Consider the following 23,877-nt stretch of genomic DNA (forward strand, 5'->3'; position numbering starts at 1 on the left):
CTAGCGGTGCCCGTCGAGGTTGAAGTTGAACACCGAGGAATCGAAGCGGTTGTACGCCTCGTAGTCCAGCAGCTCGTACAGCCGCGCCCGCGTCTGCATCTCGGGCACCACGGGCTTCAGGGAGCCGTGCTCGTTGAGCACGTCGAGGGCCCGCTCCGCCGCGCCCATCGCCATCCGCAGCAGCGACACCGGGTAGATGACGATGTTCATGCCCACGTCGGCGAGCTGCGCGAACGTGAACAGGTCGCTCTTGCCGAACTCCGTCATGTTGGCGAGCAGCGGCACATCCACTGCGGCGCGCATGACCTCGAACTCGCCAAGGTCGGCCATGGCCTCGGGGAAGATCGCGTCGGCCCCGGCGTCGACGAGGGCCTTCGCCCGGTCGAGGGCGGCGGGCAGCCCCTCGACCGCGCGGATGTCCGTGCGCGCCATGATCAGGAAGTTCGGATCGCGCCGCGCGTCCACCGCCGCCCGCACCCGCTTGAGCGCCGTGTCCTCGTCCACCACCTGCTTGCCGTCCAGGTGGCCGCAGCGCTTCGGGTTGACCTGGTCCTCGATGTGCAGTCCGGCGAGCCCCGCGTCCTCGAGCAGCTGCACGCTGCGGGCGACGTTCATCGGCTCGCCGAAGCCGGTGTCCGCGTCGACGATGGCGGGGAGGTCGGTCATGCGCGAGATCTGCCGCGACCGGTCGGCCACCTCGCTGATCGTCGTGAGCCCGATGTCCGGCAGGCCCAGGTCGGCCGAGAGCACGGCACCGGAGATGTAGACCCCGTCCATGCCCTTCTCCTGGATGAGGCGGGCGGAGAGCGGATTGAACGCGCCGGGGAAGCGCAGCAGCTGCCCGCCGGCGAGGCCGTCGCGGAGGGTCCGGCGCTTGTCGGCGGCGGTGACGGTGGTGTGCAGCATCAGAACAGGCCCTTCGGGACGACGACCGAGTCGAGAAGGCCCGGCCGGGCGGTGATGGTGAGCGCAGAGAACTCCCCGGCGGAGAGCTCGGGCAGCCGCTCCGCGGCGGCGAGGAAGCGGTCGATCTCGCCCGGCTCGAGCACGCCGTCTGCGAGCGTGCGGAACTTCTGCACGTACTGCTCTCGGGCGAACGGGCGGGCACCGAGCGGATGCGCGTCCGCGACCGCGATCTCGTCGACGATGCGGGTGCCGTCGGTGAGCGTGATGGTCACGCGGCCGCCGAAGGCCTTCTCCGCCGGGTCGAGCGAGTGGTAGCGCCTCGTCCACTCCGGATCCTCCTCGGTCGTGGTCCTGCGCCAGAGCGCGACCGTGTCCGGCCGGGCCGCGCGTTCGGGCGCGTAGGAGTCGACGTGGTGCCACGCGCCGTCCTGGAGGGCGACCGTGAAAATGTACGGGATTGAGTGGTCGAGCGTCTCGCGCGACGCGTACGGGTCGTACTTCTGCGGGTCGTTCGCGCCCGAGCCGATCACGACGTGGGTGTGGTGCGACGTCGAGATGAGCACGGACTGCACGCGATCGGCGTCGGCGAGCTCCGGGTGGGCGGCGTGCAGGCGCCGGGCGAGGTCGATCCAGGCCTGCGCCTGGTACTCCGCCGAGTGCTCCTTCGTGTAGGTGTCGAGGATGCCGCGCTTCGCCTCGCCGGGCGCCGGCAGCGGCACCGAGTACGCCGCGTCCGGCCCGTCGAGCAGCCAGGCGATCACGCCGTCCTCGCCCTCGTAGATGGGGGTGGGGCTGGTCTGCCCGCGCATGGACCGGTCCACGGCCTCGACGGCCATCTTGCCCGCGAAGGCCGGCGCGTATGCCTTCCACGTGGAGATCTCGCCCTTGCGGGACTGCCGGGTCGCGGTGGTGGTGTGCAGGGCCTGGCCGATCGCCTGGAACACGGTCTCGGTGTCGAGCCCGAGCAGGGTGCCAATGCCCGCCGCCGCGGAGGGGCCGAGGTGCGCGACGTGGTCGATCTTGTGCCGGTGCAGGCTGATGGCCTTCACGAGGTCCACCTGGATCTCGTACCCGGTCGCGATGCCGCGCACGAGGTCGCGGCCGGTGAGCCCGCGCTCCTGGCCGGCGTGCTGGGCGACGGCGATCAGCGCGGGGATGTTGTCGCCGGGATGGGAGTACTCGGCCGCGAGGAAGGTGTCGTGGAAGTCGAGCTCGCGCACGGCGACGCCGTTGGCCCAGGCCGCCCACTCCACGCTCGCGCGGGCCTCCGGGAATGCGCCGAACACGGTCGCGCCCGCGCCGCCGCGGGAGACCGGGTGCGCCAGCGCCTGTGCCCGCGCGGCGACGACGGGGTCGCGGGTCAGGGACGCGGCGGCGACCGCGGCGTTGTCGATGACCCGGTTGATCACCATGTCGGTCACCGCATCCTCGACCTCGACGGGGTCCGTCGCGACGCTCGCGATCTTCCACGCGAGCTGGTCCTCCCGGGCCAGGGCGTCGGAGCTGGGGTGCACGGTCACCGGGTGAAGCTGCATGCCCTCCAGCGTAGGCTCTCGCCTCTCCACCCCCTGAGGTGCCTACTTCGGACCCGAAATCGCCGGATTCAGGACCGAAGTGGGCACCTCACGGGGTGGCGCGGGGACCGGGACCGGGCCCGGGGGCCCAGGACCGGCTAGCGGCGGCGGAGGGCGGACTCGTAGAGGTCGCGGCGGCCGAGTCCCGTCTCGGCGGCGATGGCCGCGGACGCGTCCTTCAGCCGCACACCGTCGGACACCAGCTCGAGTACCTGCTCGACGCCCGTCTCCAGGTCGATCGCGAGCGGAGCAGCGCCCTCGACGACGATGCAGATCTCGCCGCGCACGCCCTCGGCGGCCCAGGCGGCCAGCTCGGCGGCGGTGCCCCGCCGCACCTCCTCGTACATCTTGGTGAGCTCGCGGCAGACGACGACGCGGCGCTCCGCCCCGAGCTCGGCGGCGAGGTCGGTCAGGGATGCGGCGAGCCGGTTGGGCGACTCGAAGAACACCATCGTGCGCCGCTCGCGCACGAGCGCCCGCAGCGCGGCCGACCGGTCGCCGCCCTTGCGCGGCAGGAAGCCCTCGAACGTGAAGCGGTCCGTCGGCAGACCGGAGACGGCGAGCGCCGCGAGCACGGCGGACGGGCCGGGGATCACGCTCACCCGCACGCCCGCGGCGGCCGCGGCCTCGACGAGGTGGAAGCCCGGATCCGACACGACGGGCATGCCCGCGTCGCTCAGCACGAGCACGTCCTCCTCGGCGGCCAGGGCCACGAGCTCGGCCGCGCGCGCCCCCTCGTTATGGTCGTTCAGCGAGAGCAGCCGCGGCCGGTTCTCGACGCCAAGCGCGTTCATGAGCTTGATCGTCACCCGGGTGTCCTCGGCGGCCACGGTCGTCGCCGTACGCAGGGCCTCGACGAGTCGCGGGGACGCGTCACCCAGGTTGCCGATGGGCGTGGCCGCAAGGAGGAGCATGCCCCCGATTCTGCCAGCCGCGCCCGTGGAAGAATTGCCCGGTGTCCGTCTCGACTGCCCCCGCCTCGCCGGTCGGGACGCCCGCGGTGTCCCGCGTCGACGAGTGGTGGGGCCGGATGCTGGCGACGCCGGCCCGCAGGCGCGCCTGGGAGTGGGGCGGCCCGATCGCCGTCACCCTCCTCGCCGCGGTGCTCCGGCTGTGGAACCTCGGCCACCCGCACACGCTGCAGACCGACGAGACGTTCTACGTCAAGGACGCGTACACGCTCCTGAACCTCGGCTACGAGGCCGACTGGCCCGACGAGGCGGACGCCCGGTTCAACGCCGGGGAGACGGACATCTTCACGCGCGACCCCTCCTTCGTCGTGCACCCCCCGCTCGGCAAGTGGATCATCGCGCTCGGCCTCGCGGTCTTCGGCGCCGACAGCAGCTTCGGCTGGCGCATCGGCACCGCCGTCGTGGGCATCCTCGCCGTGCTCGTGCTCACCCTCGTGGCGCGCATGCTGTTCGCCTCGCCGCTGCTCGGGGTCGTGGCGGGCGGCCTGCTCGCCGTCGACGGTCACGCCATCGTCATGAGCAGGGTCGCGTTCCTCGACACCTTCGTCATGTTCTTCGCGCTGCTCGGCTTCGGCGCCGTGCTGCTCGACCGGCGATGGCACTTCGCCCGGCTGGCGTCCGCGATCGCCGCAGCGCGAGCGCGGGGCGCGGATCCCGAATGGGGACCCGCGCTGTGGTGGCGGCCCTGGCTGCTCGCGGCGGGCGTCGCGTTCGGCGCCACCGCATCCGTCAAATGGTCGGGCCTGTACTTCCTCGCGGCCTTCGGCGTGTACTGCGTCGTCGTCGACATGGTGGCCCGCAGGCGGCTCGGCATCCCGTTCTGGTTCAGCGGCGCGATCCTGAAGCAGGCGCCGGCGACGTTCCTGCTGCTGGTGCCCGTCGCGCTCGTGGTCTACGTCGCGAGCTACACCGGCTGGCTCGTCACGTCCGGCGGCTGGGACCGGGGCTTCGCCGACGAGGAGGGCAACGCCTGGTCGGGACCGCTCGCCTGGGTGCCGCTGCCCCTGCAGAGCCTCTGGCACTACCACGTGAGCCAGTACTCGTACCACGTGGGGGTCGACGCCGAGCACAGCTACAAGGCGAACCCGCTCACCTGGCTGCTGCTGGTGCGTCCGTTCGCCATGTACTACCGCTCGTCGGCCCAGGGCGAGAACGGCTGCGACTTCTCCTCCTGCACCGAGGCGGTGACGTCCATCGCGAACCCGATCCTGTGGTGGGCGGCGAGCGCCGCGGCGCTCTACCTCGTCTACCGCCTGGTGCGGCGCCGCGAGTGGCAGGTCGGTCTGCTGCTCACCGGCCTGGCCGCCGGCTACCTGCCCTGGCTGATGTACCTGCACCGCACGGTGTTCCAGTTCTACTCGATCGCGTTCGAGCCGTACCTGATCCTCGCCCTCACGTTCTGCCTCGGCCTCGCGCTCGGCCGCCGGAACGCGCCGCCGGCGCGGCGGATGATCGGGATCGCGGCCGTGGGCGCCTTCGGGCTCGTGGTCCTCGCGGTGAGTGCGTTCTTCTACCCGGTCTGGACCGGGATGCAGATCCCCTCCTGGTTCTGGAACTCCCACAACTGGCTGCGCTCGTGGATCTGACTCCGGCGCGGTCGGCGCGACCGACCGGACCCGCGACGCCCGCCTGGCTGCCGGGGATCGCCGTCGCCGGGCTCGCCGCCCTCGTGGCGCTCGCCGTGTCCTCGGCGCTGCCCGCGGTGCCGCTGCTTACGGCCGCGGTCGCGCTCGGGATCGCAGCCGCCCAGATCCCCCGGGTGAGGGCGTGGCTCGCCGGCGCCCCGAAGGCCGGCCTGGCCCTCGCAGCCCGTCGCCTGATGCGCATCGGGGTCGTGCTGCTCGGCCTCAAGCTGAGCCTTGTCGACGTCGCCGCGCTCGGCTGGCGGGCCGTGCTGCTGGTCGTCGCGGTGGTGCTGCTCGCCTTCGCCGGCACCTACCTGCTCGCGCGGCTGTTCCGGATGCCGGGCTCGCAGCCGCTGCTGCTGGCCGCCGGCTTCTCGATCTGCGGGGTCTCCGCGATCGGCGCGATGAGCGCGGCGACGCGGTCGCGCGGCAGCGACGCCGCCGTGCCCGCCGCCCTCGTGACGCTGTGCGGGACGCTCGCGATCGCGGTGCTCCCGCTGCTGGCCGGACCGCTCGGGCTGTCCGCGGAGGAGTTCGGGCACTGGGTGGGCGCGGGCGTGCACGACGTCGGCCAGGTCGTGGCCACCGCGCAGGTCGCGGGATCCGCCGCCCTCACGGTCGCGATCGCCATCAAGCTCACCCGCGTGCTGATGCTCGCGCCGCTCGTCGCGGGCGCCGCCGCGGTCACCCGGCGACGCGAGCGCATCCGCCGGCGCGCCGACGAGGCCTCGGCGTCGACCGTGGCCTCCCCCGCCGCCGCTGCACCGACCGGCGACCCGGCGGGCGCCGCCGCCACGACCGCCTTGACCGCCACGACCACGACGTCGCTGCCGCCGATCGTGCCGCTGTTCGTGGCCGGCTTCGTGGCCGCGATCCTCGCCCGCACCCTGCTCGACATCCCGGAGCCCGTGCTCGCCGCCGCGGACGCGATGCAAACCGCCCTGCTCGCCATGGCCCTCTTCGCGCTGGGCGCCGCCGTGCGGCTGCGCGACCTGTTCGGCACGGGCGGCCGGGCCATCGCGGTCGGCCTGCTCAGCTGGCTGCTCATCGCGGCGCTGGCCCTCGCGGCAGTCCGCCTCGGCTGACCGCCGCCGCCCTGCCCGCCGCCGAGGCCGCGCCCCGCACACCGCGCACCCCACACGGCCCGCCGCCGAGCCCCGCGCACCACACCCGCGCCGCCGCCCGCCGCACCCCGTAAATACCTCGCCCCTGCCCAGGCAGAGGATTCGTGCCCGGCTTTTAGCTGGGCAGGATCCTCCTGCCTGGGCAGGGGCACCGGGGGGTGGAGCGGTGGAGCAGGGGTCGAGCGGGTGTGGCGGGCGGGGCTACTCCGCGATCAGGGCGTCGATGCGGGCGTCCACCTCGGTGAGCGTGGACACCTCCTCGTTGCCGATGTAGAGGCTGTCCATGGCCGGGTTCAGGATCGAGAGGATCTCGGCGCCGTGCGTGGTGACCGGGAACAGGACCGTGTAGTTGTTCTTGACGAGGTCCGTGAAGGGCGACACGTCGACGCCGCGCTTCTCCTTGAACGCCGCGATGGCGGCCTCCGTGCCCGCGGGCCGGGCCGGGAACACCACGCCCTCCTCGCCGATGATCGTCTGGCAGGCGTCCGTGCCGAGGAAGGCCACGAAGCGGGCGGCCTCCTCCGGGGTGTCCGTCTGCGCGCTGATCGAGTCGCCGAGGCCGTTGTACATGGAGACCGGGTGTCCGATGGGGCCCGCCGGCACGGACGCGATGCCGAGGTCGATGCCCTCGAGCCTGCCGTAGCTCGCGATGGTCCACGAGCCGTCGGGCGAGAGCGCCGCCTGGCCGGAGCCCAGCTGCTGCTGGGGGTTCGGCGCCGTGCCGACCCGCTCGAACGAGGGCATGTAGCCCTTGTCGACGAGCCCGAACAGCCACTCGAGCGAGGCCTGCACGCGCGGGTCGTCGTAGTTGTACTCGGTGCCCCACACGTCCGCGTTCGTGTACTTCCAGCCGGTCGCGCCCGCGAGCCAGGACCACTGGGTCTGGCCGTGGCCGCCGCCGCCGGAGCCGCCGGACGCGAGCCCGTAGGTCACGACGTTGGTCGGGTCGAAGCCGGGCTCGTCGCCGCGGACGCCGTTGGCGTCGATGGAGAGGTGCGCGATGACCTGCTCGAACGTGCCGCCGTCCTCGGGGTTCCACTGGAGCCCCTCGAGGTCGGCCGCCGTCATGCCGGCCTCCTCGAGCATCCCGTTGTCGTAGAACAGCGCGATGGTGTCGAAGTCCTTCGGCATGCCGTAGCGCTTGCCGTCGAGGCCGGTCCACAGGTCGAGCAGGCCCTCCTGGAAGCCGCTCTCGTCGATCTCCTTCGTCGCCTCGAGCGAGTCAAGCGGCAGCAGCACGTCGCGGCTCACGAACTCCGGGTACTTGGTGAGGTGGTCGGTGAACACGTCCGGCCCGGCGCCCGCGACGAGGCCGGCCGACAGCTTCTGCCAGTAGTCGCCCCAGCCGTACTGCGTGATGCGGACGTCGATGTCCGGGTTCTCCTTCTCGAACGCCTCGGCACACTTCTGGTAGCCGGGCAGCTGGAGGGACTCCCACAGCCAGTAGTCGATGCTCGTCGTCGCGGCCGCTCCGCCGGTCCCCGCGCAGCCCGCGAGGCCGAGGAAGCCGACCGCGATGGCCGAGCTGGTGATGCGGCGCCACGTGCTGCGACGGCCGGAGGTGGAACGGGCGGTCCGGGTGCGGTGTGCTCGTGTCATGGTGGGTCCCTAAGCCTTACTTGATCCCGCTGAAGCCGATGGAGTTGACGATCCTCTTCGCGAAGACCGCGAACAGCAGGATCATCGGCAGCGCCGCGATGAGGGTCGCCGCCATGAGGCCGGCCCAGTCGGGACCGCCCTGCGGGCTCTGCGCCCGGAAGGATCCGAGCGCGACGGTGAGCACGCGCGAGTCGTCGGTGTACGACACCATGAGCGGCCAGAAGTAGTCGTTCCAGGCCGTCATGTAGGTGAGGATCGAGATGGTCGCGATGGGGGCGGCGGACATCGGGATGATCAGGTTGAAGAACACCCGGATCTTGCTCGCGCCGTCCACGAGCGCCGCCTCCTCGACCTCGAGCGGCACGTTCAGGAAGAACTGGCGCAGGAAGAAGATCGCGAACGGCGCCATGAACATCGACGGCAGGATGATGCCGAGCAGCGTGTCGATGAGCCCGAGCTGCTTCACCAGAAGGAAGTTCGGCAGCAGCGTGAAGATGACCGGGACCATCAGCGAGAGCAGGAACACGCCGAACACGAGGTCGCGTCCGCGCCAGCGCAGCCGGGCGAAGGCGTACGCCGCGAGCGCGGAGAAGAACACCTGGAACACCGTGATCACGGTGGCGACGATCGCCGAGTTGATGAGGTAGCGCCAGAAGTCGATCTTCGCGCCGGAGCCGCCCTGCTCGATCGCCTCGTCGACGGTCTGCAGGCCGAACACCCGCTCGAAGCCGCCCCAGCTGAAGTCCGCCGGCAGCAGCGAGCTCGAGTTGGCGTAGAGGGCGCCGTTGCTGGAGAGCGCCGTGCGGAGCATCCAGTAGAAGGGGAAGATCGTGATGAGCAGCAGGATGCCCATCGCCACCCAGGCGACGATGCGGCCGATGCTGACCTTGCGCCCCGTGCGCTGCTGCACCGGCGGGGTGCGGCGGCCGCCGTCCGGGTCGGCCGCGACCGGCGCCGCGATGGTGGAGGGTCCGTCTAGCTGAGTCATGTGCGTGAGCCCCTAGTTCAGGTCGGTCTGACCGGCCCGCGTGATGCGGTACTGGAAGAACGTGACGACGACGAGGATGGCCAGCATCGCGACGCTGAGCGCCGACGCGTAGCCGAAGTTGAACTGCGCGAACGCGTTCTCGTAGATGTAGACCTGCAGCACGCGGCTGGCGTTGACCGGGCCGCCGCTCGTGGTCACCGAGACGGTGTCGAACACCTGGAACGAGCCGATGACCGAGATGATCAGCACGAGTCCGAGGATCGGCCGCAGCAGGGGCAGCGTGATGCCGGTGAACTGGCGAAGCTCGCTCGCGCCGTCGACCCGGGCCACCTCGTAGAGGTTCTGCGGAATCGCCTGCAGGCCCGCGAAGATCAGGAGGGCCGTGTAGCCCATGTGCCGCCAGACGTTCACGGCGGCGATCGTCGGGATGGCCCACTCCTCGGTGGTGAAGAAGCCGATGCGGTCGAGGCCGATCCACTCGAGCAGCTGGTTGCCGATGCCGAGCTGGAAATCGAGGATCCAGAAGAACACGAGCGCGGCCACGACGTTGGACACCAGGTACGGCGCCAGGATGAGCCCGCGCACCAGGGTCGACTGGGTGAGCCGCTGCATGAGGAGCGCGATCACGAGGGCCACGACGGTCTGGATGCCGATGTTCAGCACCACGTACTCGAGCGTCACCCAGATCGCGTTCCAGAACACCGGATCCGCGAACATCCGGGTGTAGTTGTCGAAGCCGACGAAGCGCTCCGGCGAGAGCAGGTCCCACGAGGTGAAGCTCAGCCAGATGCCGCGCACCAGGGGCCAGAAGTAGAACAGCACGAGGCCGATCACGGCGGGGAAGATGAAGAGCAGCGCGAGCTTCGTGTCGTCCGGTCGCCGCTGTCCTCCCCCCGCCCCTGCCGAGGGCCGGGCAGGCACCCTCCGCGCCTCACTCCGGGTTGTTACAGCCACCGTGACCCCTCTCGGTCAAGGGCCGAGCCGCTCACCCTCCACGTCATCGTGCGGGTGGGTTCCGGCGCAGCATCTTGTGCGAATCGAACGTGGCGCGCCGCGGATGACGGCGTCGTCTCGGACATTCTTGCCGCAATCGGTGCCCCTCCGTCAAGCGCGACAGGCAAAAGAAGGGAAAGAATTGGTAACGCTTCCAAATGGCGCCGCGGAACGGCTAGGGTCGCCGGAGGAACTGCGCCAATGGCGGACGCACCCGTTCGCTTTCGATCACAGGGGATGTCTTTCGTGAGCACTTTCGACTGGAACACCGGCCGCATCACTCTTCGCTTCGAATTCGGTGAGGACGGTCCCGTGCGTCTCGTCGCCATCGAGGATCCCGAGGCGGGTGTGGGCCCGGCCGAGGGGCGTCCGTCGCCGGCGCAGCCGCTCGTCGAGGTGCTCTCGCCGGCCTACGGCCGGAACAACAACAGCTACCGCTACGACGGCTCCGCGCTCGGCGCGGGGCTCCGCTACGTGTCGCACGAGGCGTCGGACGCGTCCGATGCTTCCTCTGCGGGCGTCGCCCGCCTCACCGTCACCCAGCGCCACGCCGAGTCCGGTCTGCGCGCGACGAGCGTGTTCGAAGCCCACGAGGGCGTCGCCGCCGTCCGCGCCACCACCACCGTCGCGGTGGACGAGGGCGCGGAGCCGCTGCCCGTCTGGGCGGTCACGTCCTTCGCGACCGGCGCCGTGGTGTCCGACTCGCCTAACGACATCGACGTCTGGCGCGCCGCATCGTCCTGGTGCCAGGAGAACCGGTGGGGATCGGAGCCGCTCCGCTCCCCCGGGCTCGTCGCCATCGACCCGCACGCCTGGGGCGAGACGAGCCGCAACCGGCTCGGCTTCTCGAGCCTCAGCACCTGGTCGTCCGGGCTCTACAATCCGCTCGGTGCGGCGAGGAACCGTGCGACCGGCGCGACCCTCGCCTGGCAGATCGAGCACAACGGGGCCTGGCACTTCGAGGTCGGTGAGAACCCGGACTGGGCGCACGGCGCCGTTCCGATCGAGCAGCGCCTGCGCTCCCCCGAGCCGGCCGGCCCACCCCGCGGCGACCGGTCGAGGGACGGCGCGTACGTCGCGGTCCTCGGGCCGACCGACACCCTGCACCAGTGGTCGACCGTGCTGGACGGCGAGCGCAGCTTTACCACGGTGCCCGTGACCTTCACCGTCGCCGGCGGGCTCGAGGACGCCTTGGGCAACCTCGCCGGGCACCGCCGCGCCGCCCGCCGCTCCCACCCGCAGGACGCGACGCTGCCGGTGGTCTTCAACGACTACATGAACACGCTCGAGGGCGACCCCACCGAGGACAAGCTCCTGCCGCTCATCGACGCCGCGGCGCAGGTCGGCGCGGAGTACTTCTGCATCGACGCGGGCTGGTACGACGACACCGCCGGCTGGTGGGCGAGCGTCGGCGACTGGAGGCCTTCGACCGCGCGGTTCCCGTCCGGCCTCGCCTCGATCCTCGACCACATCCGCGAGCGCGGGATGGTGCCGGGCCTGTGGCTCGAGCCCGAGGTCGTCGGCGTCACGAGCGAGGCCGCGACGAGCCTGCCGGAGGACGCCTTCCTGCAGCGCGGCGGCGTGCGCGTGCGCGAGAACAACCGCTACCTGCTCGACCTCCGCTCGCCCGCGGCGCGCGCCCACCTCGACGAGGCCGTCGACCGCCTCGTCGGCGAGCTGGGCGTCGGCTACTTCAAGCTGGACTACAACGTGACTCCCGGCGCGGGCACCGACCGGGACGCCGAGTCCGTGGGCTCCGGGCTGCTCGAGCACAACCTCGCCCTGCTCACCTGGCTCGAGAGCGTGCTCGACCGGCACCCGGACCTCGTGCTGGAGAACTGCGGGTCGGGCGCCATGCGCAGCGACTTCGCCATGCTCTCCCGGCTGCAGTTGCAGTCGACGTCGGATCAGCAGGACCCCCTGCTCTACCCGCTGATCGCGGTCGGCGCCCTCGCCCACGTGCTGCCGGAACAGGCGGGCAACTGGGCGTACCCGCAGCCGGACATGGACGACGAGCAGATCGTCTTCACGATGTGCACGGGCCTGGCCGGCCGCCTCTACCAGGCGGGCGTGCTGAGCGGCATGGACGAGCACCGCCTCGGCCTCGTCTCGGCGGGCGTCGCCGCGCACAAGGACACCCGGCACATCCTCGCCCGGTCGACGCCGCGCTTCCCGACCGGGCTGCCCACGTGGGAGGACGCCTGGACGACGGTGGCGTTCGACGCGCCCGACGAGACCCTCGTGCTCGCCTGGCGGCAGGCGCACGCCGACCCGTCCGTCCAGCTCGACCTCCCGCACCTCGCGGGCGCCAGCGTCTCGGTGCAGCAGGTCTACCCGCCGGAGGGCGTCGGCGCGGCGTGGGAGACCGAGGCCGTCGACGGCGGCCTGCGGATCACGACGCCCGACGCGGTCGCGAGCGCCCGCATGTACCGCCTGGTGCGCTCCGCCTAGTTCCGCCCTCTTCTATCCCTGAGGTGCCCACTTCGGATCCGATTCCGGCGGAAACGGGTCCGAAGTGGGCACCTCACGGGGATTGGAGGAGCCGGGGACGCGCTCAGCGGCGGGGCGGCGCCGAGCTCTCGCGCTGCACGAACAGGGGCGGCAGCTGCACGACGGCGCGGAGATCCCCTCGGCCGTCGTGCATGCCGGTGAGCAGCTCGAAGGCGCTGCGCCCCAGCTCCTGGAAGTCGATGCGCACGCTGGAGAGGGAGGGCGTCCACACCGCGGACAGCGGGGTGTCGTCGAAGCCGACGACACTGACGTCCTCCGGCACCCGCCTGCCCAGCTCATGGAACGCGCGCATGGCGCCCATGGCCATGTCGTCGTTGAAGCAGAACAGGGCGGTCACGTCGTCGCCGCGAAGGCTCTCCAGCACGGCGCGGCGGCCGTCCTGCGGCGTCCAGCCGCACGGCACCATCTCCGGCACCCGGGCGCCGCGGGACTCGAGCGCGCGCCGGTAGCCGGCCGTGCGACCGCGGTGCGCGATGTTGGGGAAGCCGAGGTGGTGCACCGTCTCGTGCCCCGCGTCGAGCAGGTGCGACGTCGCGATGAACCCGCCCTGCTCGTCGTCGATCCACGTGCGCGGCAGGTCGGGGTGGCCGTCCTCCGCCAGGGTCACCGCCACCACCGGCATGGTCGGCGGAAGGCGGTCGAGCGCCACCGTGACGCTCCGCTCGAACGCGACGCCGATGATGCCCGTGAGCGGCTGGCTCAGCACGAGGTCGAGGGCCGAGCTGATGTCGTCCGGGTCCTCGCTCTCGACCACGGTGATGCTCACGAGCATGTTCCGCCGCCTCGCGGCCTCCTCGATGCCCCGGATAGAAGAGGCGAAGCCGTACCGGTCCGTGTTGGCGGCGAGCACGCCGACCATGCGCTGGCGGCCGCGCACGAGGGCGCGCGCCGCCTCGTTGGGCCGGTAGCCGAGCTCGCTGATCGCCGCGAGCACGCTGGAGCGGCGGCGGTCGCTCACCTGGCTCGCCCCGTTGAGCACGCGGGAGACCGTGGTCACCGATACGCCCGCCAGGCGGGCGACGTCGGTGATCCCCGGTTGCTTCCCGCTCGTCCCCTGGTCCATGAGGTCGAGACTAATAGCGCCCCGGTCACTCCTCCCGGTCGAAGCGGACGATGCGCGCGCCGTGGGCGGGCACGTCGACGGCGAGGGAGTCGCCGGAGACGGGCACGCGCTCGCCGGACCAGACGTCCGTCGCACTGCCGGCCGCCGCCGGGTCGATACCCAGCGAGGTCAGCGGCACGGAGACGGACTCCGGCGCCTCGCCCGTCCAGAACACGGCCGCGTATCTCGCCGGTGCATCGGTCGCCACGGCCGTCCAGGCCACGAGATCGCCCTCGCGGAACACCTCGCGGTTCCGCTCCGAGTGCGTGAGCACGCGCAGGAGGTCGGCGTTCGTGAGCAGCGCGATCGTCTCCGGCGGGCTGCTCGGCAGGTCGCCGCCGAACATGAGCGGCGACCGCGCCATCACCCACAGCGTCATCAGCGTGCGCTGCTCCTCGTGGGTCAACAGGCTCTGCCGGTCGCTCCCCCGCTCCGCGCGGATGCCGATGTGGCCGAGCGGCAGCATGTCGGCGTCCGCCCACGCCCCGGACGTCTGGAACGGCGCCCAGCGCGACATGCGGCCGAACTGGTCGAACACGTCGGACCAGCGGTCCCACAGGTCGTCGGACACGCGCCACATCTGCGCGTTCGCCCGCAGGTGGTCCAGGTGCTCCGTGGATAGGTTCGTGCCCGGCGAGAGGCTCAGCGCGATCGGCCTGCCGCTCCTGCGGATCGCCTCGGCGTAGGCCTCGATCTCCCGGGAGTGGTACGGGGCGAGCATGTCGTCGGCCTTCACGAAGTCGACCCCCCACTCCGCGAACTGGGCGAGCTGCGCGTCGTAGTAGGCCTGCGCGCCCGGATGGTCGTGGTCGAGCCCGTAGTTGTCGGGGTTCCAGGAGCACGTCGACGAGGTGTCGGCGACCTGCGCCGCGGTGAACTCGGTGCCGAGCACCGGCAGGTCCTCGCGCACGGCCCGCCGCGGGATCCCGCGCATGATGTGCAGGCCGAACTTCAGCCCCAGGTCGTGCACCGCGGCGGCGAGCGGACCGAAGCCCCTGCCGTCGGCGGCCGACGGGAACCGGTTGGCGGCCGGCATCTGCCGCCCGTAGGCGTCGAGCTCGACCGGCGGCTCCTCGTTGTACCCGCCGGCCCGCGCCGTCGGCTCGTACCACTGGATGTCGACGACGACCGTGTCCCAGCCGTGGGGCAGGAGGTGCTCGGCCATGAAGCGGGCGTTGGCGAGCACCTCCTCCTCGGTCACCGCGGTGCCGAAGCTGTCCCAGCTGTTCCAGCCCATGGGCGGGGTCGCGGCCAGCGTTCCCCCCGCCCCGTCGAGGGCGTCCGTCACGCGGTGGCCTTCGGGAGGGAGTTCGGCGCGTCGCCGAAGTCGGGGATGGGAAGCCGCTCGCCACCCTGCCGCGCCGACTCGAGCGCCACGACACCCGGCAGCGTGAAGCGCGCGGCCACCCAGGCGTTCACCGGGGGCAGCGTGCGATCGCGGACAGCGCGGACGAAGTCGTCGGCGAGGAAGTGGTGGGATCCCTCATGGCCGTTCCGGGCTCCGTCGAAGGAGCGCGGCAGCCGGCTGCGGTCGTGCACCTTCGCCGTGCCGCTCAGGAAGCTGTTGAGCAGAGCCGGATCGATGTTCTTGAACTCCTCGGAGGACTCGTCGACCTCGATCTTCGTGCGGAACAGGTCGCCGATGTCGCGGATCGTCTTGCGGTCGCTCTCGGCGGCGGACGTCGAGGTCTGCTCCATTAAGCCGTCCGTTCCGTAGAAGCGGAATCGCGACTCGTGCACGTCGGCGGGGTGCCCGACGCGGCGGAACTCGTTCGTGCGCATCACTCCGCCGTCGGCGAGGTGGAAGAGGGCGGACATGTTGGAGAAGTCGTTGCCGAACATCGAGACGCTCGTGTCGAACACGCCGTCGCCGCGGTCGTCCTTCACGCCGATGCAGCTGACGCTCGTCGCGTACGTCGGTAGGGCGCCGAGAACGCCGCCGATGGCGTGGGTGGGGTACAGCATGGGCGGGTAGCTGGCCGTCGACTTCCATTCGTCGCCACCGCTGAACTGGTAGGCGGCGTAGAAGCCGTTGTCCATATCGTGCACGTAGTCGCCCTCGGAGTAGAAGACGCGACCCCAGGCGCCCGCGGCGATGCGCTCGCGGGCGTAGACGACGGCGGGGTTGTAGAAGCTTGTTTCGCCCATCATGTAGGTGAGGCCGGTGCGCACGACCGTGCGGATGATGGCCTCGATCTCCTCGGCGGAGATGGCCATCGGAACCGCGGAGTAGACGTGCTTGCCCGCCTCGAGGGCCTTCACCACGATGGGACCGTGCGTCCAGCGCTGGGTGAAGATGGCGACCGCGTCGACGTCCGGCGACGCGAGCATCGAGTCGGCGTCCGGGAACGTTCCGGCGAGGCCGTAGCGCTCCATGTGCTCTGTGGCCCGGTCCTCGTGCACGTCGGTGACGTACACCGCGTCCACGTCGGGATGCAGGGTGAACAGGTTGATGAAGTGGCCGGCGAACTGACCTGCGCCGATGAAACCGATCGTGAAACCCATGGCTCTCCTCGTCATTGGGGACGTCTTCCGCAACTTTTGGTGACGTTTCCAGTTAACACGTTCGAGGGCGTACGCCGAGCATGCCGAGCCGGGATATTTCGTGAAATCAGGCCGGAAGCACGACGTCGGACCGCGTGATGGTGATCGCACCGTTCAGCGACATCACCCGGCCGGTCACGTAGCCACCCTTCTGCACCGTGGCGTTGCCGTTGGCGAGGAAGGTTCCCCGACCGACCGCGCTCTGGCCGAGATTCACGGTGTTGGTCGCGCGCCAGTAGACGTTGGCCGCGGAGGCGCCGTTCGCGAGCACGATCACGCTGCTCGCCGCCGTCGCGATGGTCGCCGCGGAGAACACGAAGACGGCGCTCGAGTCACCCCGCGCGTCGAGGGTGACCGTGCCGCTGACGGTGAAGGCGCCGGTCGTGCTCGCGTAGACGCCGGGGCGGATGGTTCCGGTCAGCGTCGGCACCCGCGTCGAAGTGGTGGCCCGGGTGCCGAGCGCGGCGTAGAGGGCGAGGGCGTCCGCCCGGACGTTCCTGGCCGTCAGGTTGCCGAGCTCGATGGTGCCGGACACGTCCGTCTGCCGGAAACCGGAGAAGGTCGAGCCGGGGCTGACCGCGACGCTGCCCTGCACGGTCGTGCCGAGCCCGAACTGCTCCGCGTTCGTGATGCTCGAGTACGCGAGAAGGGCGAACGGGGCGGCGCGGCCCGCGCTGAGCGCCGGCGCGCTGGCCACCCGCCAGGAACTGCTGACCGCCGAGGTGCGCGTGCTGAAGGCGGCGGCCGACTCCTCCGGCCGCACCACGACCATGCCGAGCGCCGCTCCCCCGGCCAGGGTCAGGATCGCCCGCCGTGCGACGGCCTGCTCGCCGGACTCGGCCGGGGCGGGAGCGGCGGGGGTGGGCTCACCGGGCGCGCCCGTTCCCCGCCCCCTCCAGCGGCGGCGTCGTGTCCCGGTTCCGGTTCCTGGTTCCGCATCTGTCCCCTCGGGAGCGGCGGTGCGCGTGCCGGTGCCGACAGTTGCCGCGGCGGCGGCGATCGCGCCCGCGGTGAGCGCCAGCCAGAGGAGGAGGGCGGGGAAATGACCGTGCCCGAGCCAGACGCTCGGCAGACCGATGAACGGCACGAGCAGTCGTCCCTGGCCGATCACCTGGTCCGCCGACATGGCGACGCTGTCCGGGTCGGCGTTGGCGTCGCCCTTCGTGATGTAGGTCCCGTCCCCGTTGTCCTCGACGATGCGGTGCAACCGCGTGCGGGCGACCCCGTCCGGCTCCGCGGCCGCGGGGTTGCGGAACTGCACGACGCGCCCGAGTTCCGGCGGCTCGCCCTCCGGCAGGGCTTCCGCCAGGACGACGTCGCCGGGCCGAATGTCCGGCATCATCGAGCCGCTCTGGACGACGGACGGGTGCCAGCCGAGCAGGGCGGGTGCGAACGCGATCACCGCGAGCCCGAGCACCGTGGTGAGGTAGCCGCGCGATGCCGAACCCAGCAGGAACCAGCCCCAGCCGTCCCGTGAGAGGACGGCGCCGGAGCCGGTCCGGCCGCGACGGCCGGATGCGAAGCGCTTTCCCATGGGAGGTCCTGTCGGTCGAGGCGATGGCCGGGCGGTCGAAGCACGTGCGGCTGTCAGCCGCGGCTTCGGCCGCGGCTGTCGGCTACTTGCTCTGCAGCTCCCAGACGAGGTCGATGCTCGTGCGGGCCCCCTGCAGGGCGTCGATCTCCTGCTGGGTCATGCCCGTCGTGTCGAACTTCCAGACGCCGCGGTAGGTCTTCTTCTCGCCGGCCGTGCCCGTCGTGCTCCACGCGGAGCCGCCGGTGGCGTAGTCGAAGTTGACCTGCGCGAGGGTGGAGAGCGGCGCGGCGGGAACGGTGTCGGGGGCGGGAACGAAGCCGGTGCAGTCGTTGAACGTGCCGCCGGTGCCCTGCTGGAGGTCGAACGTGATGCGGTTCTCGAGACCCTGCGCCGACTTGGACAGGTTCTGCGTGTACGCGCGCACCTCTCCCGCCACGTTCGAGTTCGAGGTGACCACGATGCACTTCTCGCCGCCCTGTCCGGGGACGAGGTTCTCGATCGTGAACGCCGCGGCGCCCATGTCGTCGTCGGTCAGGGCGACCTGTCCGGCGCTCCAGGCGTTGCCCGCGCTGCGCGTGTTGGACGTGAAGGCCGCCTGCGAGCCCTGGAACACCAGGGCGCCGGCGACGAGGATGGCGGCGGGGCCGACGCTGAGGCCGACGATGGTGCGGACGCGTGCGCTGGGAGCGGTCATGCGCTGGGAGCGGTCATGACGATTCCAATCGGAAGAATGCGGAGGATGTGGCGGGATCCCGCCTCCGGGAATCCGGAGCGCGGTGCGTCCGCGACGAGCCACACGCTACGGCCGGGGTGAAAACCCCTCCTACGCCCCACTACGGGGGCGATTCCGCGCCCCCCGCGGAATCCCGGGGGCAGGGGGCGGCGGCAACCTCTGAACTGGGGGCGGCCGGTAGCCTCGGCGGCATGACGGACCCTGCGCTGCTCGGCCCCGCCACCCCTCCCGCCCTCTCGGTGATGACGTGGAACGTGCGACGGCGGTTGCCGCTCGCCCGGCGCTCGAGCCCGGACCGCTGGGACCGGCGCCGCGACGCGATCCGCGCCGTGCTGCAGACCGAGCGACCGACGGTGCTCGGGGTGCAGGAGGCGCTGCCCGAGCAGGTCGAGTGGATCGCGGCGAGCCTCGGCGCCCGGTGGGTGGGGCGCGGCCGGGACGCGGGCGGCGGCGGCGAGCACTGCGCCCTGTTCTACGACCCCGACCGGCTGACGCTGGAGCGGTGGCGGCAGTACGCGCTGAGCGACACCCCGACGGTCGCAGGGTCCCGGTCCTGGGGGAACCCCTGGCCGCGGGTCTTCGTCGTCGCGGACTTCACCGACGCCGCCACCGGCGCGGGCTTCCGTGTCGTCAACACGCACCTCGATCCCCTGTCCGGGCGCTCGCGCCGCCGCTCGGCGGAGCTGCTGCGTGACGTCGCCCGCGGCACGTGGCCCCCGCTCGGCGCGCCGCGGCCCACCCTCCTGATGGGCGACGCGAACGCCGGTGTCGGCTCCCCCGCCCACCGGATCCTGACCGAGGCGCTCGTCGACACCTGGGATGCGGCCGGGACCCGGGCGTCTCCCGCCTGGCGCACCTACTCCGGCTTCCGGCCTCCGCGGCAGGGCGACCGTATCGACTGGTTGCTGGCGACACCGGAGGTCGAGATCGACGTCGCGGGGATCAACGCCGCACGCCCCGGCGGGGTCGCCCCCTCGGACCACGAGGCAGTGCAGGCGATCCTGCGCCTTCCGGTCAGGGTTGGTGGATAACCTTCCGCCATGGTCGAGACGTTCCTCCGGGTTCCGCGCGACACCGGTGAGGTCGTGGCGGACGCCATCCGCCTGCTCGGGTTCATCAGCGGCGTCATCGCCGGCATGACCTTCGATCCCCTGCTGTTCGGCGTGTTCGGACTGGTCTCCATCGGGCTCGTGATGACGCGGTTCCTCGGCGTCCGGCCCGCGCTCGACATCACCACCTCGATCGTCCTGCTCGTCGCCGCGTGGGCGAATGCACTCGACCTGTACGTGCTGGCGCCGGCGATCGACATCCCGGTGCACCTGCTGCTGAACGGGCTGATCGCCGCGCTCGCCGTCGTGCTGTTCCAGCGGGTCGACGTGCTCCCCGAGCTCCCGGCGCGGGCGCTCGTCCTCGTCACCGTCGCCATCGGCTTCATGGCCGGAGTGCTGTGGGAGGTCGGCGAGTGGGCGGGGAACCGCTTCCTCGACCCCACGATCTTCGTCGCCTACGAGGACACCATCGGCGACCTCGTGGTCGGTGGCCTGGGCGCGCTGATCGCGGGCCTCTCGATGCCGTGGGTCACCGCCGACAGCCGGTGGCAGGGCTCGCGGGAGGCCGCCCCCTCCTATAGGTAGCGAGCATGGCGCCGTGTTACGGTGCCGCCGCGGTCCGCTCCGGATGCTCGGGTAGCGTGACGCGCATGGCAGATCGCGAGTACGGCTTTAAGACACGGTCCATCCACGCCGGGAACATCCCGGACGCGACGACCGGCGCCCGGGCCCTGCCCATCTACCAGTCCAGCGCGTTCGTCTTCGACGACACGGCGGACGCGGCCGCCCGCTTCGCCCTGCAGAAGTACGGCAACGTCTACTCCCGGCTGTCGAACCCCACCGTCGCGTCCTTCGAGGAGCGCATCGCGAGCCTCGAGGGCGGGCTCGGCGCGGTCGCCACGGCCAGCGGGCTGAGCGCGCAGTACATCACGTTCGCCTCCCTCGTCGGCGCGGGCGACCACATCGTGGCCTCCGCCAACCTCTACGGCGGCTCCATCACCCAGCTCGACGTGACCCTGCGCCGGTTCGGGGTCGAGACCACCTTCGTGCAGTCCTCGCACGCCGAGGACTACGCCGCCGCGATCACCGACCGCACCAAGGTGCTGTTCGCCGAGACCGTGGCGAACCCGTCCGGCGAGATCGCCGACATCGAGGGCCTCGCCGCCGTGGCCCACGCCGCGGGCATTCCGCTCATCATCGACTCGACCATCGCGACCCCCTACCTCAACCGGCCGATCGAGTGGGGCGCGGACATCGTGATTCACTCCGCCACGAAGTTCCTCGGCGGCCACGGCTCGACGCTCGGCGGCGTGGTCGTGGAGTCCGGCCTGTTCGACTGGGACAGCCCCCGCTTCCCGCTGTTCGACCAGCCGGTCGCCAGCTACGGCGGCCTCAACTGGTCGGGCAACTTCGGCGAGTACGCGTTCCTCACCCGCCTCCGCGCGGAGCAGCTGCGCGACATCGGCCCCGTGCTCGCCCCGCACTCCGCCTTCCTGCTCGCGCAGGGCGTCGAGACGCTGCCCTACCGCCTGCAGGCCCACGTCGACAACGCGCGCGTCGTGGCGGAGTGGCTGGACGCCGACCCGCGCATCGCCTCCGTGAACTGGGCGGGCCTCCCCGCCCACCCGCACCACGAGCGGGCGCAGAAGTACCTACCGAAGGGGCCCGGCTCCGTCTTCAGCTTCGAGGTGAAGGGCGGCCGCGCGGTCGGTCAGCGCTTCATCGAGTCCGTCGAGCTCGCCAGCCACCTTGCGAACATCGGCGACGCGAAGACCCTCGTCATCCACCCCGCCTCCACGACGCACGCCCAGCTCACCGAGGCGCAGCTGCTCGACGCGGGCGTGCTGCCCGGCATCGTGCGGCTCAGCGTCGGCATCGAGGACGTGGAGGACATCATCTACGATCTCGACCAGGCGCTGGACGCCGCCACGAAGGAGGCCTGAGCATGAGCTTCGACACCGGCGGGCTGCCCGCCGCCCAGACCAGCGCGCATCCCGCCGCGACGCCCGACTCCGGCCCCACCGCGCCCGTCGACGAGACGCCGGGCACCACGACGGCGGTGCTCTCCAACGGCCTCACCTGCGAGATCCCGCGCTCGAGCCCCCTGGCGAAGCTGCTGAAGTCGCAGCGCACCTGGGTGGGACCAAGCGCCAGGGAGCGGCAGGCGATCCTGCGCCGCGCGAAGTCCGTCGCCATCGTCGGCGCCTCGCCGAACACCACGCGGTCGAGCTACTTCGTCGGCACCTACCTTCTGCAGTCGAGCGACTACCGGGTCTACTTCGTGAACCCCAACGCCGACACGATCCTCGGCCAGAAGGCGTACCCGGATCTCGCCTCGCTGCCCGAGGTGCCGGACATCGTCGACGTCTTCCGCAAGGCGGGCGACATCCCGAGCGTCGTGGACGACGTGCTCGCCTCCGGCGCGAAGACCATCTGGGTGCAGCTCGGCATCTGGAACCAGGAGGCGGCGGAGTACGCGGAGAGCAAGGGCCTGACCACCGTCATGGACCGCTGCATCAAGGTGGAGCACGCCCGCTTCCACGGCGGACTGCACCTGCTCGGCTTCGACACGGGCGTCATCTCGTCGCGCAAGGCGGGCGCACGCTAGCACGGTCGGAATTTCCTCGCTCGGGGTTCTCGATCAGGCCTTCGTTCCTAGAATGAAGGATGCCCGTCACAATGAGGTCGATCGCCACAGCCGTCCCGAGGACCACGTTCTCCCAGCCCGTCGTGCGGGACGTGTTCGCACAGCAGCCCGACCTCGGCCGGCTGGCCAAGCGCCTGATCGGCGCCGCGTTCGACGCTTCCGGCATCGAGCGCAGGCACACGGTGATCGAGGAGCTCGACTTCGAGGACCGGCCCGGTGACTCCGTCTTCTACGACTCCGCGTCCGGCCGCATGCTCTCACCGGGCACCCGGGTGCGCAACGAGCTCTACATCGCTCAGGCGGCACCGCTGTTCCTCGAGGCCGGCCGGAAGGCGCTCGAGGCGTGCCCCGAGCTCCGGCCGGAGGACGTGACGCACGTCATCACCGTGTCCTGCACGGGGTTCTACGCTCCGGGGCCGGACTACCAGGTCGTGCGCGAGCTCGGCCTTGCGACGACGACGCAGCGCTTCCACATCGGCTTCATGGGCTGCTACGCCGCCTTCCCCGCCCTGCGCGCGGCGAAGGCGTTCTGCGAGGCGGACCCGGACGCGGTCGTGCTCGTGATCAGCGCGGAGCTGTGCTCCCTGCACGTGCGCAGCTCCAACGACCCGGACCAGATCGTGGCCGCCTCGGTCTTCGCCGACGGCGCGTCGGCCGCGGTCGTGACGGGCCGCACTCCTCCGCCCGACGCGGCGACGCTGCGCATCGACCACCTGACCACCGAGCTCACCCCGGTCGGCGAGGCCGACATGGCGTGGAAGATCGGCGACGAGGGCTTCGAGATGGTGCTGAGCAGCTACGTGCCGAAGATCATCGACGAGCACATCGAAGGCGCCCTCTCGCCGCTGCTCGCGCACGAGCCGCACCTCGCCGAGGCGCCCTACCGCGACATCGAGCACTGGGCGATCCACCCCGGCGGCCGCAGCATCCTCGACAAGGTCGAGGGCAAGCTGGGGCTCAGCGAGAAGCAGCTCGCCCCCTCGCGCGACACACTGCGCGACTACGGCAACATGTCGAGCGCGACCATCCTGTTCGTCCTCAAGCAGATCCTCGAGGGACCCGTCGAGGGCGGCGGCGAGCGCGTCTGCGCCATGGCGTTCGGACCGGGGCTCACGGTCGAGGCCGGCCTGCTCACCCGGGTCCCCGCCAGCGTCCCTGCCGCCGCCGCGGACCCCGCCGCCGGGTCGAGCGCGGACACCCGGGTCCCCGACACCGCCGACGGGGCCGAGTCGGCCGCGGAGGCGCTCGTTCCCGCCGCGCTGTGAGCCGGTTCGTCCTCTCCTCGCGGGCGACCGACGCCCGCGAGATCATGGACGACCCCGGCTGCGACCCGCGCGCCCTCGAGCGCACCTACCACCACTTCCGGGTGGTAAACCGGGTCGTGGCGGGCTGGCGGTCGACCTACCGGCATCTGCTCCGCCCCGCCTTCGTGCGGGGACGCGAGAACACCCTGCTCGACATCGGCTCCGGGGGCGGCGACGTGCCGCGCCTGCTCGCCGCCTGGGCGGCGCGTGACGGCTTCCGGCTGCGGATCACCGCGATCGACCCCGATCCCCGCGCGCAGGCGTACGCCTCCGTTCAGCCGCCGGTGCCCGGCCTCACCTTCCGGGCGGCGCTGAGCGGGGACCTCGTAACCGAGGGCGCCCGGTTCGATCTCGTCACCTCCAACCACGTGCTGCACCACCTGTCGCCGGCCGAGCTCGCCGCGCTGCTCGCGGATTCGGAGCGGCTGTCCGCGAGGCTCGCCGTGCACAGCGACATCGAGCGCAGTCCGCTCGCCTACGCCGCGTTCTCGATGGGCACGTGGCCGTTCTTCCGCGACTCCTTCATCCGCGCCGACGGCCTCACCTCCATCCGGCGCAGCTTCACCGGCCCCGAACTGCGGGCGGTGGCACCGGCGGGCTGGACCGTCGAGAACCGGTTCCCCTTCCGGAACCTGCTCGTCCACCGCGCCCCGGGCGTGCCACGTGCATGATG

General features: G+C 71.5%; 20 protein-coding genes. 9 read left to right on the plus strand and 11 right to left on the minus strand.

All coding sequences use genetic code 11. The features are described 5' to 3' along the window. From prpB to rsmI, 3 genes are all read right to left on the minus strand, one after another. On the minus strand, nt 1-906 hold the full coding sequence (gene prpB, locus DAI20_RS00455; RefSeq protein WP_108248633.1) for a methylisocitrate lyase: 906 nt from the start codon (nt 904-906) through the stop codon (nt 1-3). Further along, nucleotides 906-2,441 (minus strand): MmgE/PrpD family protein, encoded by a 1,536-nt coding sequence (locus tag DAI20_RS00460; protein WP_108248634.1) that lies wholly within the window; start codon nt 2,439-2,441, stop codon nt 906-908. The genes prpB and DAI20_RS00460 overlap by 1 nt, the downstream gene beginning before the upstream one ends. A 137-nt stretch (nt 2,442-2,578) precedes the next feature. After that, the gene (rsmI, locus tag DAI20_RS00465; RefSeq protein WP_108248635.1) at nt 2,579-3,394 is read right to left on the minus strand and encodes a 16S rRNA (cytidine(1402)-2'-O)-methyltransferase; all 816 of its coding nucleotides are present in this window, start codon (nt 3,392-3,394) and stop codon (nt 2,579-2,581) included. 41 nt (nt 3,395-3,435) lie between these two features. On the opposite strand from rsmI, the gene DAI20_RS18770 reads away from it, so the two are divergent. After that, nucleotides 3,436-5,037: a dolichyl-phosphate-mannose--protein mannosyltransferase gene (locus DAI20_RS18770; RefSeq protein WP_159084855.1), complete on the plus strand. Its 1,602-nt coding sequence runs from the start codon at nt 3,436-3,438 to the stop codon at nt 5,035-5,037. Beyond that, complete coding sequence (locus tag DAI20_RS18775) at nt 5,034-6,161, plus strand: YeiH family protein (RefSeq protein ID WP_205781356.1); 1,128 nt, start codon at nt 5,034-5,036, stop codon at nt 6,159-6,161. The genes DAI20_RS18770 and DAI20_RS18775 overlap by 4 nt, the downstream gene beginning before the upstream one ends. A gap of 240 nt (nt 6,162-6,401) precedes the next feature. Here the strand turns inward: DAI20_RS18775 and DAI20_RS00475 are convergent, their stop codons facing one another. The 3 genes from DAI20_RS00475 to DAI20_RS00485 are packed head-to-tail and all read right to left on the minus strand — an operon-like array spanning nt 6,402 to nt 9,708. Then, nucleotides 6,402-7,799 (minus strand): ABC transporter substrate-binding protein, encoded by a 1,398-nt coding sequence (locus DAI20_RS00475; protein WP_108248636.1) that lies wholly within the window; start codon nt 7,797-7,799, stop codon nt 6,402-6,404. A 16-nt stretch (nt 7,800-7,815) separates the two neighbouring features. Further along, on the minus strand, nt 7,816-8,787 hold the full coding sequence (locus DAI20_RS00480; RefSeq protein ID WP_168927661.1) for a carbohydrate ABC transporter permease: 972 nt from the start codon (nt 8,785-8,787) through the stop codon (nt 7,816-7,818). Between the two features lie 12 nt (nt 8,788-8,799). Beyond that, nucleotides 8,800-9,708, minus strand: a complete 909-nt coding sequence (locus DAI20_RS00485; RefSeq protein WP_108248637.1) for a carbohydrate ABC transporter permease — start codon at nt 9,706-9,708, stop codon at nt 8,800-8,802. A gap of 318 nt (nt 9,709-10,026) precedes the next feature. On the opposite strand from DAI20_RS00485, the gene DAI20_RS00490 reads away from it, so the two are divergent. Further along, complete coding sequence (locus tag DAI20_RS00490; protein WP_159084857.1) at nt 10,027-12,231, plus strand: glycoside hydrolase family 36 protein; 2,205 nt, start codon at nt 10,027-10,029, stop codon at nt 12,229-12,231. A gap of 103 nt (nt 12,232-12,334) precedes the next feature. Here the strand turns inward: DAI20_RS00490 and DAI20_RS00495 are convergent, their stop codons facing one another. The 5 genes from DAI20_RS00495 to DAI20_RS00515 all read right to left on the minus strand — a co-directional run bounded on the left by DAI20_RS00495 (nt 12,335) and on the right by DAI20_RS00515 (nt 18,165). Further along, the gene (locus DAI20_RS00495) at nt 12,335-13,354 is read right to left on the minus strand and encodes a LacI family DNA-binding transcriptional regulator (protein ID WP_108248639.1); all 1,020 of its coding nucleotides are present in this window, start codon (nt 13,352-13,354) and stop codon (nt 12,335-12,337) included. Between the two features lie 25 nt (nt 13,355-13,379). Further along, on the minus strand, nt 13,380-14,630 hold the full coding sequence (locus DAI20_RS00500) for a glycoside hydrolase family 27 protein (RefSeq protein WP_108249651.1): 1,251 nt from the start codon (nt 14,628-14,630) through the stop codon (nt 13,380-13,382). 47 nt (nt 14,631-14,677) lie between these two features. Next, nucleotides 14,678-15,898 (minus strand): Gfo/Idh/MocA family protein, encoded by a 1,221-nt coding sequence (locus DAI20_RS00505; protein WP_108248640.1) that lies wholly within the window; start codon nt 15,896-15,898, stop codon nt 14,678-14,680. A 106-nt stretch (nt 15,899-16,004) separates the two neighbouring features. Beyond that, a complete protein-coding gene (locus tag DAI20_RS00510; protein WP_108248641.1) occupies nt 16,005-17,471 on the minus strand; it encodes an ice-binding family protein in 1,467 nt (488 codons plus the stop codon). A gap of 82 nt (nt 17,472-17,553) precedes the next feature. Continuing rightward, nucleotides 17,554-18,165: a hypothetical protein gene (locus DAI20_RS00515; protein WP_108248642.1), complete on the minus strand. Its 612-nt coding sequence runs from the start codon at nt 18,163-18,165 to the stop codon at nt 17,554-17,556. 230 nt (nt 18,166-18,395) lie between these two features. On the opposite strand from DAI20_RS00515, the gene DAI20_RS00520 reads away from it, so the two are divergent. The 6 genes from DAI20_RS00520 to DAI20_RS00545 all read left to right on the plus strand — a co-directional run bounded on the left by DAI20_RS00520 (nt 18,396) and on the right by DAI20_RS00545 (nt 23,875). Continuing rightward, a complete protein-coding gene (locus tag DAI20_RS00520; protein ID WP_108248643.1) occupies nt 18,396-19,235 on the plus strand; it encodes an endonuclease/exonuclease/phosphatase family protein in 840 nt (279 codons plus the stop codon). A gap of 9 nt (nt 19,236-19,244) precedes the next feature. Continuing rightward, complete coding sequence (locus DAI20_RS00525; RefSeq protein ID WP_108248644.1) at nt 19,245-19,838, plus strand: DUF2238 domain-containing protein; 594 nt, start codon at nt 19,245-19,247, stop codon at nt 19,836-19,838. 65 nt (nt 19,839-19,903) lie between these two features. After that, the gene (locus DAI20_RS00530; protein ID WP_108248645.1) at nt 19,904-21,196 is read left to right on the plus strand and encodes an O-acetylhomoserine aminocarboxypropyltransferase/cysteine synthase family protein; all 1,293 of its coding nucleotides are present in this window, start codon (nt 19,904-19,906) and stop codon (nt 21,194-21,196) included. A gap of 161 nt (nt 21,197-21,357) precedes the next feature. Beyond that, nucleotides 21,358-21,861 carry a CoA-binding protein gene (locus DAI20_RS00535; RefSeq protein ID WP_240605912.1) on the plus strand — a complete coding sequence of 168 codons (504 nt, stop codon included), beginning with the start codon at nt 21,358-21,360 and terminating at the stop codon, nt 21,859-21,861. Nucleotides 21,862-21,920: 59 nt separating this feature from the next. After that, nucleotides 21,921-23,165: a type III polyketide synthase gene (locus tag DAI20_RS00540; RefSeq protein WP_108248647.1), complete on the plus strand. Its 1,245-nt coding sequence runs from the start codon at nt 21,921-21,923 to the stop codon at nt 23,163-23,165. Then, a complete protein-coding gene (locus DAI20_RS00545; RefSeq protein ID WP_240605803.1) occupies nt 23,162-23,875 on the plus strand; it encodes a class I SAM-dependent methyltransferase in 714 nt (237 codons plus the stop codon). The genes DAI20_RS00540 and DAI20_RS00545 overlap by 4 nt, the downstream gene beginning before the upstream one ends. Nucleotides 23,876-23,877: the final 2 nt, after the last annotated feature.

It is taken from the genome of Planctomonas deserti (genome assembly GCF_003067705.1).
GTDB lineage: Bacteria > Actinomycetota > Actinomycetes > Actinomycetales > Microbacteriaceae > Planctomonas > Planctomonas deserti.